The sequence below is a fragment of the Rathayibacter sp. VKM Ac-2927 genome, assembly GCF_022815525.1.
Lineage (GTDB): Bacteria > Actinomycetota > Actinomycetes > Actinomycetales > Microbacteriaceae > Rathayibacter > Rathayibacter festucae.
Genome location: NZ_JALGRT010000005.1, coordinates 48,786 through 61,880, shown reverse-complemented (window position 1 = coordinate 61,880; position 13,095 = coordinate 48,786). Strand labels below are relative to the sequence as shown.

Genomic DNA, 13,095 nt, shown 5'->3' with positions numbered 1-13,095 from the left:
CGCTGCCGTCGAGCGACATCACTTGCCCCCGACGCCCATCAGCCCCCGGACGAGAGAGCGGCGGGCGAAGACGTACAGAAGCAGGATCGGGACGACGGTCAGCACGATCGCGGACATCAGCCCAGGGATGTTGAGGGAGAACTCCTGCCGGAAGATGCCCAGCGCGAGGGTCGCGACGCGGTTGTCGGCCGAGCGCGTGAGCACCAGCGGGAGCAGGTAGTTGTTCCAGGCGTTCAGCGCCGAGAAGATCACGATGGTCGAGACCCCGCCCTTCGAGAGCGGGAGCACGAGGGTGGTGAATGTCCTGAACGATCCGGCGCCGTCGAGCGCCATCGCCTCGTACTGCTCTGTTCCGATCTCGCGCATCGAGCCGGAGAGGATCAGCGTCGTCAGGGGGATCAAGAAGACAGCCGTGGGGATGATGACACCGAGCAGCGTGTCGTAGAGCGACAGACGGTCGATCAAGAAGAACACCGGGATGACCACGACTTGAGCGGGGATGGCGAGCCCGAAGAGCATCACGCGGAAGACCACGCGCACCCAGCGGCTCTCGCTGCGGACGATGGCGAAGGCGAGCGGTGGCACGACCAGCAGGATGATGAGGACGGTGCCGACAGTGATGAGACCGGAGTTCAGCAGGAAGCGTCCGAAGCCCTGCTGGAAGGCGTAGACGTAGTTGTCGAGGGTGAACTCGCGCGGAAGGCCGAGGGGTCCGTTCTCCGCGTAGGTCGCACGGCTCTCGAAGGAGGCGCGGACCATGACGTAGACCGGGATCATGATGATCAGCAGCCAGAGCCCGGCGAAGAAGCCGGCGATGTAGTTGGGTCGGGTGCGCATCAGAGGCCTTCCTGGGTGCCCTGCATCTGGTCGTACCCGGTCGCTCGCACCATGCCGATCGACACGATGGCGGCGACCGCGATGACGATGACTGCGACAACGCAGCCGTAGCCGAAGTCGAGAGCAGAGATCCCGCGGTCGTACATGAAGAACGGCAGGTTGGACGTCGCGCCGCTCGGGCCTCCGCGCGTGAGGATAAGGATGAGATCGAAAGTGGTGAAGGTGCCGACCACCATGAGGATGGTGGAGGTCACGATCGTGTTCTTCAGCTGCGGGACGGTGATGGAGAAGAACTGCCGCACGGTGCCGGCCCCGTCGATGGCGGCGGCCTGGTAGAGCGTCTCGGGGATCGACCGCGCTCCGCCCTGATAGATCAGGGTGTGCAGGGGAGTGGCGCCCCACAGGTAGATGAACGCGATCAGCCCGATGGCGCTGGCGGGCTGTCCGAGGATGTTGCTGAAGAGGTTGTCGGGGCCGAGCAGCGGCGTCAGGAGGGCCGGGATGCCGAAGTTCGGGTCCGCGAGCGAGGCCCAGAGGACGGCCACGGCGGCGGTGCTCATCAGCAGAGGGATGAAGTACAGCGCGGCGACGACGGCGCGGGCCCGCTGCGGGCCGGCAGCCCAGACGCCGATCAGGAGACTGACGGGGAGCTGCGTGACGACGGCCAGGATGACGAGGACGACCGTGACGACGAGGCTCCGGTGCAGTGCAGTGTCAGTGAGGACGCGCGCCCAGTTGTCGAGGCCGACCCACTGGGGCGCGATGAGGCGGATGCCGTTGTACTCGGTGAACGAGAGGTAGACGGCGAAGACGAGGGGGAGCAGAGCGAAGACGGCGAACATGAGGATCGCGGGGAGGGACCAGACGAAGCCGGGGCGGCCTGCTTTGCGCGGGCCGGGGCGGCCTGCTGCGGGCAGGCCGCCCCTCTTCGCCTGAGCCTTCTCTTCATCGAGGAGGAGGGTCATGGCTTGGTGCCTTTCATCGTGACGGACGCTCTGCGACCGTCGGGGTTCTTCTACTCCTGGGCGGTCGCGGCCTGTACCGCGGAGACCCACTCATCGGCGTCGATCGTGCCGTTGAAGTAGTCGGCCATCGCGTTCTGCAGCGGCGTCTGGCTGGAGGCGGGCACCACCTGGTCCCAGGACAGCTGGAACGTGGGGGCGTTCGCGACCAGGCCGGCGACGAAGGTGAGGAACTCCTTGTTGGTCTCGTCGAGGCTCGAGTCGGCCGCCACGAGATCGCCGGCATTCGTCGTCGGGGGCAGGTTGCCCAGAGCGAGCTGGTCGTTCAGGAACTCGTCGCTGTAGAGCTCGGCCAGGAAGCCGCGGACGGTGTCCGGGTACCGGGTGTCAGCGGCCACGTTGTAGAAGTTGCTGAGGTTGCCGGCGATGTCGCCCGCTCCGTCCGACCCGAAGGACGGGAAGGCCGTCCAGCCGAGGTCGTTCTGGACGAACTCCTCGTCGCCGCCCTCGATCGTGGCGTAGTGCCACGTCCCCATCAGCTCGTAGGCGGACTTGCCGGTGCGCAGGAGGGCCGCCGATCCGTCGGTTCCGTACGAGACGGAGTCGAAGTTGTTCCCGAAGGCCCCCGAGTCCACGAGCTCGCGGAGGTCGTCGAGGGCGTCGAGGCTGTCGTCGCTGGCCCAGACGTCGGCGTCGCCCGCCAGGCCGTCCTTCACCGCATCGGCTCCATCGACCCGGTCGAACAGGTACTGGTACCACATCTGGGTGGGCCACTTGTCGGCTCCCGCGAGGCCGATCGGCGTGACGCCGGCGTCGCTCAGCGGGCCGACCTGTGCGAGGAGGTCGTCCCACGTCGCCGCCGGCTCGAGACCGGCATCCGCGAGGACCTTCTTGTTGTAGTAGAGGAAGGTCGGAGCAACGCCTCGCATCGGGATGCCGTAGGCGTCCTCGTCGATGACCTCCTCGTCGAAGACCGACGGCAGGAAGGCGTCGCGCAGCTGAGGGTCCTCCTCGATGAAGTCGTTCAGGGACAGCAGGGCGCCGGCGTCGACCAGGGGCTGGATGCCCGCGGCGCCCCAGCTCATGAAGACGTCCGGGGCGGAGGCGGTGCCGATCGAGTTGCGCACCGCCGTTGTGTACTCGGCTCCGGAGGTGGATCCGGTGTCGATGACGACCTTCACCTCGGAGTTCTCGTTGAACCGGTCGGCCGCGGCCTGCTCCGCCGACGCGGCGGCGTCGCCCAGGACCAGGACGTGGATCTCGTCGTCGGGTCGTGCGGAGTTCCCGGGGCCGTCCGAGCTGTTCCCGCCCGAGCAGCCCGCGAGGACGACGCCTGCGACCAGAACCAGGGCAGTCGCCGCAGCACCCCTGAAAGGTCCACGGGATCGCGAGTTCATCATTGAATGCCTCTCTGCATCATGATTGCGGCCGCCCTCGAGGGCCGGCGCAAGCCCGCTTCGTTGCCGGGCGTCTGAAAACTAACAACTCCAGAGCGACACATGATCGCAGGATCCAGCGAAAGTTTTTCGTATCGACGGTGTCGAGCATTGAGTCGAGGGTGCGACGTTCCCGGGGCCAGCTCGACCGGCGGAAGCACGCGCGCCACTCGCCCTTCGGGCGATCACCGGGTCGCTCCGGCGCCGAGCGAAACTCTTTCCGAACCGAGGACGGAGGCGTGATGCTGAGCTCTAATGAAGGTCGACCCCAGCACTCGAGAGGACTGCAACGATGCAGAAGCACCTTCGCAAAGCGACCTTGATCGCGAGCGCACTCACCGTGACGATCGGCCTCACCATCCCGGGGGCGGTCAGTGCGTCCGCTTACTCGCCCAGCGTGCAGAGCGTCTACACGGCGCAGAACCCGGCGAGCTGCAACAAGAACCCGTGCGTGCTCTACCCGAAGTCGGCGCAGCTGCCCAGCGGCCGGATCCTCGCGACCTTCGAGGACAGCGAGAGTGTAGTTGTCGGCCAGACCCTGCCGGTTCACAAGACGGACGACGACGGTCGCACCTGGCAGAAGCTCGCCGACGTCAAGGCGCCCGCCTTCGCGTCGACCGATCCGAAGTACGCGAAGTACACCAGCAACTGGACCAACGCCTACCTCTACACGCTGCCGCAGGAGGTCGGTGCACTCAAGGCCGGCACCGTCCTGCTGGCCAGCATCGTCTCAGGAGATGACGCCTGGTACCGCGAGCACAAGGCAGCCGACCCCGGCTGGATGCCCTCTGGCGACGGCGATCGCGAGAACCTCGCGCTCGCGCTGTACTCAAGCGTCGACGAGGGTGCGACCTGGAAAGTCGAGAACATCATCACCGAGGGCGGGTGGCAGGGAGGTAGCGCAGGAGCGATCGGCCGCACCTCGAACGTCAACAGCGCGGCGCAAGTCGACCCCGTCTGGGAGCCGTACCTGATGGCGTACAACGGTCAGCTGCTCGCCTACTACTCCGATGAGAACGACTACCTCGGATACGACAGCGCGACCGGCACTCCGATTCTCGATCCAGCGAACGCAAGCGCACCCGACTCGCACGGCCAGATCCTCGCCCACCGCAGTTGGGACGGAACAACCGCCGGCTGGAGCGCGCCCGTCGTCGACGTGGCCGGCGATGTGGTCGATCGAGGCGACGGCAAGACCCAGATCGGAGGCGGCCGGCCCGGCATGACCACCGTCGCCCCGACCGCCGATGGCAGATGGCTGCTGACGTTCGAGTACTTCGGCGGTGGCGACAACGTGCACTACAAGATCGCTGACGACCCGACGAAGTTCTTCGCAGTCGGCGGCGCATCCGGCGCGAACATCACCTCACTGCCGAGCATCGGTCCGCGTCTCTCCACCGGAGGCAGCCCGGTGATCGCGAGATTCCCCGATGGACGCATCATCTACAACGCCGCAGGAAGCGGGAACGTCTGGGTCAACGAATCCGGCCGCAGCGACGGCGCGTGGAAGGCATATCAGACGCCGATCGCCGGCGGCTACAGCCGCAACCTGCAGTACGTCGCGGGATCGGGGCAACTGATGATCCTCCAGGCCCAGTGGGCCGGCGGCAGCGTGGGGCCGATCAATCATGTCGATGTCGATCTCGGTCGCAGTCTCGGGACTGCCTACACGATCGTCAACCGGGCGACCGGCCAGGTGCTGAGCACCGACAACGACAAGACCCAGGATCCGCCGTACACCGGGGACCGCGCGGATCTCGTCACTTGGGACCGAGCCGCAGTCAACGACACACAGCGCTGGCGCATCGAGAAGAAGGGCACCTCCGTCTCGTTCCTGAACAAGGCCGGCGGCCGTTCGGTCGCGATCTGGCAGGGCAACGCCTCGGCCGGTCAGCAGCTCACTCAGTGGGTCGACGACAACGGCTCAGACAAGCTGTGGAATCTCATACCCACGAGCGACGGCTACTACCGCGTCCAGTCGACCAAGAACACCGCGATGGTCTGGACCGGCGCCGCATACGGTGCGGCCCGCCTCGGCACGGTGATCGCGGCATCCACCGACCCGAAGTCCGACGACTCGCAAGAGTGGGCACTCGTTCCCGAGGCGCTTGCGCTGGCCGAGCTGACCGGAACCACCCAGTCGACCCGGCTCGTCGCCTCCGATTCGTTCATCGGCGGCTCGACGGTGACCCTCGACGCGAGCACCAATGCGCACTTCGCCTCCCACGCAGGCGTCGACGGACGAGTCTCCGCCTTTGCGGTCGACGGTACGCGCACCGAACTCGGCACGGTTGGGTTCGACGACCAGCAGAAGGGAAGCGTTACTCTGCCTGCCGCACTCGCCGTCGGTCACGACTATCGCCTAGCGGTGAGCTTCGACACCTCTGCACCGTTGTGGGACACCGTGCGGATCGGATCACCGGCGCCGATCTTCCCAACTACCGCTACCGCCTCGACGAGATGCGTCGCGTCCAAAGTCACCCTCACCGTGACGACGACGAACACGGGCACGGCGCCGATCGCCGTGCGAATCGACTCGGCCTACGGTTCGAAGAGCTTCGCCCAGGTAGCGCCGGGCGCCAGCGCCTCAGCCGCTTTCTCGACCCGCTTAGTGTCGATCACCGCAGGTCAGGCCACTTCGGCGGTCGGACCGGTCGGTTCCACGCCGACCGTGATCACTACAGCCCCTTACACCGCCCGAAGCTGCTGAACCTCAGGAAGACAACCGTCTGGGCGGATCGACCGGAGCGATTCGCCCAGCACCCTCCCGAGCTGGATGGCGGGCACCCAACACTGCCCGGAACCACGACGGCAGAAGGCAGCCGAAGAACGGAGAACTCCCGCAATGAACACTCGCTCCCTCCAGCACCGACCTCTTCTGGTCCGCGGAGTCGCCGGACTCGCCGGAGGACTCCTCCTGCTCGGCGTCGCCGGGACCGCCATCGCCGATGAGCAGAGGGGCAGCGACGACGTCGACGTGAACGTCGACATCGCGCCCCTCACCACCCCCGGCTCGCTCTCGATGTCGGTCGCCGGCACCTCGACCTCGCTGACCGAGAACGGATCGACCAGCGTCATCCGCCAGTTCACCGGCACCCTGCCGACGGTCACCGTCACCGACACCCGCGACCCCGAGGACATCCCCGAGGGCGCCGGCTGGTACGTGCTCGGCACCGCCAGCGACTTCACCAGCACCACCGGTGACGTCATCGGCGCCGAGAACTTCGGCTGGGCCCCGAACCTGATCGACGGCGGCGACTCCGGCCTCGTCGCCGAGGGCGACGTCGTCGACACCGCCATCGACGGCGGACCCGACGGAGTCGGCCTCGTCGACCAGGAGCTGCTCGCCATCACCAACGACTCGGCCGCCATCGCCGAGGAGGGCTCCTGGACCGCGAACGCCGCCCTGTTCCTGCGCACCGGAACGGACGTCGACGCCGGACAGTACAGCTCGACCCTCACCCTGTCGCTCTTCGAGTGACCCCCGGGGGGGCGGGACTGCGCTTGCGGGCCGCTCCGGCGGGTACGGTGTTGCGTTCGTCGGCGTTGCGGCATCCGCGGTCTCCTAGCTAGCGAGCGCGCTGTGACGACGTCATATGACGCCGTCAACGTGCTCGCGGATGCGGACGTGTCGCCAGCGGCACTCCGCCCCCGGTCCCCAGCGCGCATCGCCGAACTGCTCGTCGTTGTCGTGCACTTCGAGGGCGATCCGCCCGCGGACGCCGAGATGAGCGGCGACCGCGGCCGGGTCATACTCCGGCGCGTCGAGCGCGGCCGTGTCGAGTCGGGCGATCCGGACTCCGTTGATCCAGGTCGTGAGCACCGGCAGGGCGCCCCCCTCGCAACGGATGCGGAGCTCGTTCCAGTCGTCCCAGCGCCACACCCGGAGGAGGTCGTCGACCCGGGCGGCGTAGTCGAGCCGGGCGATCTTCTCAGGGGTGACCGGCTCCACGCTCGTCGCGGGGTCGTCGGCGCGCAGCCCGACCGGGCGGAAGCTCCCGTCGAGCAGGGCGTCGACCGCGAACGGCACCGCTGAGAACGATGCGAGGCCGTTGCCGAAGAAGCCCCCGAGGCCGCCGGAAGGCCGGTGGTCGACGAGCACCTGGAAGCCCGCCCAGTCGTCGGCCCTCCGGCGGAGCATGACGCCGGTGTCGGCGGGCCAGTCCGGGCGCATCTCGAGGGCGAGGTCGAAGGAGCCGAAGTCGTCGTCGCTGAGCAGGTAGCCGCCGTAGCCGGGCGTCGATTGCGCGCCGATCAGCACTCCGTCCTCCACCCGCCAGACGGCCGGATGCTTCTCGGGCTCGGCCTGCGGCGTGACACCGTGCTCGGCGAAGTACTCCGCAAGAAGCGGGCCCCCCGGGCGCGTGGCGCCGTACACGCGGGGGATCGCTGTCCAGCCGTCGAGGCTCCGGCCGTCCAGAAGCGGTCGGTAGCCCTCTTCGTCGAAGACGTCGGCGAGAGCCGCGCTCACCTCGGTCACAGAGCGACCCCGAGGGTGCGGAGGCCGGCGAGGTCCTCCTCGAGGGCTGTGGCGACGGTGGAGCGCCGGGGGGTGGGGGGCGGTGCGGTCATCTCGTTCTGCCTTTCGATCGGAGCGGAGGGTCAGCGACCGGCGAGCGAGCCGCCGATCCCTCCGACGGAGAAGTACTTGTTGAGGAACGCGAAGACGAGCACCGGCGGGAGCATCATGATCACGGCGACGGCCATCACGGAGCCCCAGTCGGTCGCGTTCTGCTGGAAGAACGACTGCAGCCCCATCGGGAGCGTGAAGGCGTCCGTCGAGCGCAGGAACACGATCGCGACGAGGTAGTCGTTCCAGGCGAGGAGGAACGTGAAGATCGCCGTCGAGAGCACCCCGGGGAGCGAGTTGCGAAGAACCACCCGCACGAATCCACCGAAGACCGAGGCGCCGTCGATCCAGGCCGCCTCCTCCAGCGAGATCGGGATCGAGTCGAAGTAGGCCGCCATCATCCAGGTGGCGACCGACATCGAGGAGCCGACGTAGATGATCCCGATGCCGACCAGATTGTCCACGAGGCCGAAGTTCGCGAACAGGATGAACAGCGGGATCACCGAGGTGATGATCGGCAGGGACTGCACGACGAACAGCAGCAGCGAATATCCCGAGACGAGCTTCGAGCGCCCTCGCGAGAGCACGTAGCCGGCGGGCGCCGCCACCGCGACCGACACGAGCACCGTGGCGATCGAGACGCCGAGGGAGTTCGCGAGCCAGGTCGTCGTCGCCGTGGAGGAGAGGACGTAGCCGAAGTTGTCGAGGGTGAAACCGGAGGCGGTCGACCCCAGCCCGGGGGTGACCGAGAGGACGAAGGTGACGGAGACGGGCACCAGGATCACCGCGGTGACGACCAGGATCAGCAGGAAGCGCCACCACTGGCCCCTGACTCCCTTGTCGGACTTCACGTTCTTGGCGCGACGCGGCTTTGCCTGGACGTTCGCGTGGAGGATCGAGGTGCTCATTCGACGGCCGACTTCCTGATCTGGCGGTAGAGGACGACTGAGACGACGACGAGGGTCGCCGTCATCAGGAACGCGATCGCGATGCCGGGACCGGTCTGGAAGTTCTGGAACACGGTGCGGTAGGCGAGGACGACGAGCGAGGTCGTCGCGTCGACGGGGCCGCCTCCGGTGAGCAGATAGATCGTGGGGAAGTCGTTGACGCAGAAGATCGTCATGAGGATCCACGAGATATAGGTCGAGCGGGCGATCAGCGGCAGGGTGATGCCGGTGAACTGCTGCCACTTGTTCGCGCCGTCCATGTTCGACGCCTCGTAGACGTTCTCGTCGACGGAGGCGAGCGCGGACGCGGTCATCATCATCATGAAGGGGAACGACACCCACACCTTGAACACGCAGACCGTGATCGCGGCGAGTGTCGGATCGGCGAGGAACAGCGGAGTGCCCCAGCCCAGCGTCTGCCAGATCGTCGGCAGCGGGGAGTCGGGGGTGGCGACGAGCCAGTTCCAGGCGGTCGAGGAGACGACGACCGGCACGATCCACGGCAGCAGGAGCAGGACTTTGAAGACCCCGCCGGCCGGGATCCGGGTGCGCAGCAGCAGCGCGAGTCCGAGTCCGAGCAGCCAGGAGCCGAAGACGCCCACGAGGGTGAAGACGAGCGTGAACCCGGTCGCCTTCCAGAACGGCTCGGAGGTGAGCACTTGGACGAAGTTGTCCAGGCCCACGAACTCGCCCGTGGCGATCAGCGAACCGTCGTGGACCGACTGGATCGCCGCGTAGACCACGGGGTAGGCGTTGATCAGGACGAGGAGGAAGACCGAGGGGGCGATGAGCAGAAGCAGGGTCAGCGAGCCGCGGGACGCGATGGTCCGGCGGCGGGGCGGGCGCGAGGCCCCGGAGCCCGAGGCTCCGACGCCCTTGGCCGCTCGTGAGAGCGACCGGGTGGGCGCGGCGGTGGAGGTGGTCATGGGATCCGTTCCAATCACGGAAGGTCTGCGGGACGCCCTGATCCGGGCGTCCCGCAGAGCGCCTACAGGGCTTCGATGTCCTTCTGGAGCTTCTCGAGCGCGGACTTGGAGTCGGCCTGACCGCCGAGGACGGTCTGCGTGAACGCGTTCAGGGCCTGGCCGCCGTCGATGGCGGCGATCTTCGCGTCGACGACGTCGCCCGTGGCGGCGTAGGTCTTCGCGATGGGCTGCCATTCGTCGAGGATCTTGACCTTCTGCGCGTTCTCCTGGAACTCGGGCAGGGCGATGACGGACTTGAGCACCGGGAGCGCGGGGATGAGCCGCTGCTTCCAGAGGTCGCCGTAGTTCTGGAACCAGTAGGACATGAACGCCTCGCTCGACTCCTGGGAGGGCGTGTTCGTGTACATCATCATGTTGTTGAGGAACTGCAGGGTCCCCACGTCGCCGTGCAGACCCGCCATCGGGGTCGCGACGAGCACATCGTCGTCGGTGTCCCCGATGTCGTCGTTGAGTCCGGGGGTGCTGATGCCCATCGCGACCTTGCCGGATTTCCACTGCTCGCGTCCGTTGTCGATCGTGTACGACACCGAGGCGGGGTCGATGATCTTCTCGCGGGCGAGCTCAGTGAGGAAGTCGACGGTCTCGATGTTGCGCTCGCTCACGCAGTCGAGCTCGTTGTCGGCGTTAAAGAGTCCGCCTCCGTTGTTGATCATCATCACGACCATCGAGTGGGCGCCGATGTTGTTCCCGGCGCCGGCACCGATCCCGTAGGCGAAGTAGCCCTTCGCGGCGAGGGCTTTTCCCGTCGTGAGGTACTCCTCCCACGTGGTCGGGGGAGTCAGACCCAGCTCGTCGAAGATCGACTTGCGGTACCACCAGATGCGCATGTCGATCATGTTGGGCACCGCGGCGTAGCCGTTCGCCGTCTTGAAGGGCTCCACGATCCCGGGCAGGAAGTCGTCGTAGACACCGTTCCCCTTGAAGGTCTCGAGCAGATCGTCGGCGTAGGCGATCGCTCCCTGCTCGGCGTACTGGAAGGCCTGGAAGCCACCGCCGGTCGAGACGGCGGGTCCGGTCTTGGAGGCGATGGCCGAGGAGAAGGTCTGGGTGAAGTTGTTCCACTGGATCACCTGGTACTCCGCGGGAAGCTCCGAACCGGTCGGCGCGTACGCCTCCGCGATCTTCTGGGCGGCGGGGTTGTAGTCGGCGTTGCCCCAAGGCATGTCCCAGAAGGTGATGGCGTCGCCGCCTGAGCTCGCGCCACCGCCACCGGAGCAGGCGGTGAGTGTCGCGAGTGCGGCGGCTCCACCGGCGGCTCCGAGGAAGCCGCGGCGGGAGAAGGCCGAAGAGGGGAAGAGAGAGGGCGTCATTGCGGGGTCTCCTTGGTGGGGCGGGCATCGGTGCCCGGGGTGGTGGGTAGGGAGGATGAGGACGGGTCGAGGAGCAGTCGGAGGGCGCGGGTGTCGGCGTCGGCGTCGGCGAGATCTCCGCCGGGGGGCGGCTGCTCGAGCAGGCGGCGCCAGGAGTGGCGGTGCGCGCTCTCGAAGCGCAGGGGCGCGCGGGTCTCCCCGGTGCCGGTGCTCAGCAGCACCGAGGCGGGCCGCGCCGTACCGGGTGGAGGCACTTCGGCGACGAGCGAGGCGGAGGAGGAGAGGAGGCGCACGAGCGCCGTGGGCTCGCGAGCGCCGGTGCGCACGAGGGTGAGCAGTCCGGTGCGGCGGTCCGAGAAGCGGACGCGGGCCGACAGCGCGCGACTCGTTCGCACGAGGACGTGCCCGGCCTCGATCTTCGCTCCGGTGATCGAGCGGGCGAGGGCGAGGCCGTCGAGCAGCGCACGCTCGAGAGCGCGCTCGGCGGGCACTTCGATCCGCACTTCGACGAGGGCCTCGACGCCGATCGCCTCGGCGAGTCGGGCGGCGTCGGCGATCGCGGGATGCGACGCGTAGACGCGGTCGACCACGACGGGCACGCCGAGCTCCGGGGCGTCCTCGGCCACAGGATCGATCACGACAGCTCCGCGTGCACCGGCGACGACGTGATCGTGGAGGCGTGCCGGCCATCCGGGACATCCGTCGACGGCGACCAGGTCGGCGTCCGCTAGCTCCGCCGAGGCGTGGAGCGAGAGCGGCAGGGAGGCGATCACGGCGTCGATCGCTCCGGTCGCGCGCGCGGCCGGCTCGGTGTGCACGCTCGCGCTCATCGAGCCGCCTCCGCGAAGGTGCCGCTCCGAGCGGCGTCCGCGGCAGCCTCGGCGATCGACAGCGCGAAGACGAGGTCGTCGACGAGGGAGGAGGTCGAGCGGAGCGGGGTGGCACCGCGGGCCAGCTCGGCGACGTGGCGCCATTCGTCCTGGTAGCCGTTCCGGTCGGTCGGGGGAACCAGGAGCGAGCCGGACGCCCGGATGATCTCGGCGGTCGCCGAGCCCGCCTGCACGTACGAGGGCGTGAACCGCACCTCGGCGATCAGATCGTCCCCGGCATCGTCCGTCCCGATCGCGGTGAGCCTCCAGTCGGGCTCGGATGCGCTGCCCATCACCGCGTGCAGCTCGACGAGCACATCGCCCGCGGTGAGCACGACCAGGTAGCCGAAGGGGGCGAGGAACTCCGCGGACACCACCTGCGCGGTCGACCAGGCAGAGGGAGAGACCCGACCGAGCAGCTCGCGGACGAGCGGCAGATCGTGGACGGCGAGACCCATGACTCCGCCCGCCACCGCGGCGGCGGTCTGCTCCGAGTCGCCGGCGTCGAACGGCGCGGGATCGGGGCGCGAGAGGATCTCGGTGGCCGCGTCCTCGAACCTCGCGTTGAGGGGGAGGACGATGGAGGAGCGGATGGTGTGTGGCACGACGCCCGCTGCCGCGGCGGCGAGCCATCCGGCGTCGTAGGCGTGCATCGCGCCGACGAGGATCGGCACGCCCGTCTCGGCCGAGACCGCGGCGATGGCCGTCGCCTCCTCGCCGGTCATCGCGAACGGCTTCTCGCAGAGGACCGCGGCGACCCCCGCGCGGCAGGCGGCGATCACGTGCTCGGCGTGGAAGACGTGCGGGGAGCAGATCGCCACCACGTCGACGCGGGGATCCGCGAGCAGTGCAGTCATGTCGGTGGTCGAGTCGGCCCCGACCCGCGCGGCGACCGATGCGGCGACGTCGGCGTCGACGTCCATGACCCGGACGACACGGAACAGCTCCGGCATCTGGGCCAGGGTCGGCAGATGGATCGCCTGCGTGACCGGCCCGGCTCCGAGGAAGCCCACTCCGAGCGGGGAGCCGGGAGCTCGGAGAGGGCGTGTGGTGGTCGTCATCGACCGTCCTTCCGCGTCAGTGGGGAGAGAGTGCAGGGCTGGGGTGGAACATCTGCGGCCATGAAATGTTTGCAGGTGCTTACAGTTGGCTAAAGGTAAATGTCTCGACGCTTTTGC

The 13,095-nt window shown here is 68.0% G+C and carries 11 protein-coding genes; 2 read left to right on the top strand and 9 right to left on the bottom strand.

The genetic code is table 11. The features are described 5' to 3' along the window. Positions 1-18: 18 nt before the first annotated feature. Genes MT353_RS15110 through MT353_RS15100 form a run of 3 tightly spaced genes read right to left on the bottom strand, consistent with a single transcriptional unit; the run spans position 19 to position 3,199 of the window. On the bottom strand, positions 19-837 hold the full coding sequence (locus MT353_RS15110; protein WP_243625081.1) for a carbohydrate ABC transporter permease: 819 nt from the start codon (positions 835-837) through the stop codon (positions 19-21). Continuing rightward, positions 837-1,802 (bottom strand): carbohydrate ABC transporter permease, encoded by a 966-nt coding sequence (locus MT353_RS15105; RefSeq protein WP_243625080.1) that lies wholly within the window; start codon positions 1,800-1,802, stop codon positions 837-839. The genes MT353_RS15110 and MT353_RS15105 overlap by 1 nt, the downstream gene beginning before the upstream one ends. A 50-nt stretch (positions 1,803-1,852) precedes the next feature. Continuing rightward, positions 1,853-3,199 carry an extracellular solute-binding protein gene (locus tag MT353_RS15100; RefSeq protein ID WP_243625079.1) on the bottom strand — a complete coding sequence of 449 codons (1,347 nt, stop codon included), beginning with the start codon at positions 3,197-3,199 and terminating at the stop codon, positions 1,853-1,855. A gap of 328 nt (positions 3,200-3,527) precedes the next feature. On the opposite strand from MT353_RS15100, the gene MT353_RS15095 reads away from it, so the two are divergent. Next, positions 3,528-5,945, top strand: coding sequence for an RICIN domain-containing protein (locus tag MT353_RS15095; protein WP_243625078.1), 2,418 nt, complete (start codon positions 3,528-3,530; stop codon positions 5,943-5,945). Positions 5,946-6,080: 135 nt separating this feature from the next. Beyond that, the gene (locus MT353_RS15090) at positions 6,081-6,716 is read left to right on the top strand and encodes a hypothetical protein (RefSeq protein ID WP_243625077.1); all 636 of its coding nucleotides are present in this window, start codon (positions 6,081-6,083) and stop codon (positions 6,714-6,716) included. Positions 6,717-6,827: 111 nt separating this feature from the next. Here MT353_RS15090 and MT353_RS15085 read toward each other — a convergent pair whose 3' ends face one another. The 6 genes from MT353_RS15085 to MT353_RS15060 all read right to left on the bottom strand — a co-directional run bounded on the left by MT353_RS15085 (position 6,828) and on the right by MT353_RS15060 (position 12,978). Further along, entirely contained in the window at positions 6,828-7,715 is an 888-nt protein-coding gene (locus MT353_RS15085; RefSeq protein ID WP_243625076.1) for a DUF1080 domain-containing protein, read from the bottom strand. A 122-nt stretch (positions 7,716-7,837) separates the two neighbouring features. Further along, positions 7,838-8,713 carry a carbohydrate ABC transporter permease gene (locus MT353_RS15080; RefSeq protein WP_243625075.1) on the bottom strand — a complete coding sequence of 292 codons (876 nt, stop codon included), beginning with the start codon at positions 8,711-8,713 and terminating at the stop codon, positions 7,838-7,840. Beyond that, entirely contained in the window at positions 8,710-9,678 is a 969-nt protein-coding gene (locus MT353_RS15075; protein WP_243625074.1) for a carbohydrate ABC transporter permease, read from the bottom strand. The genes MT353_RS15080 and MT353_RS15075 overlap by 4 nt, the downstream gene beginning before the upstream one ends. 62 nt (positions 9,679-9,740) lie before the next feature. After that, a complete protein-coding gene (locus tag MT353_RS15070; RefSeq protein ID WP_243625073.1) occupies positions 9,741-11,048 on the bottom strand; it encodes an ABC transporter substrate-binding protein in 1,308 nt (435 codons plus the stop codon). After that, positions 11,045-11,878, bottom strand: coding sequence for a hypothetical protein (locus MT353_RS15065; RefSeq protein ID WP_243625072.1), 834 nt, complete (start codon positions 11,876-11,878; stop codon positions 11,045-11,047). The genes MT353_RS15070 and MT353_RS15065 overlap by 4 nt, the downstream gene beginning before the upstream one ends. Beyond that, the gene (locus MT353_RS15060) at positions 11,875-12,978 is read right to left on the bottom strand and encodes a Gfo/Idh/MocA family protein (RefSeq protein ID WP_243625071.1); all 1,104 of its coding nucleotides are present in this window, start codon (positions 12,976-12,978) and stop codon (positions 11,875-11,877) included. The genes MT353_RS15065 and MT353_RS15060 overlap by 4 nt, the downstream gene beginning before the upstream one ends. Positions 12,979-13,095 lie beyond the last annotated feature (117 nt).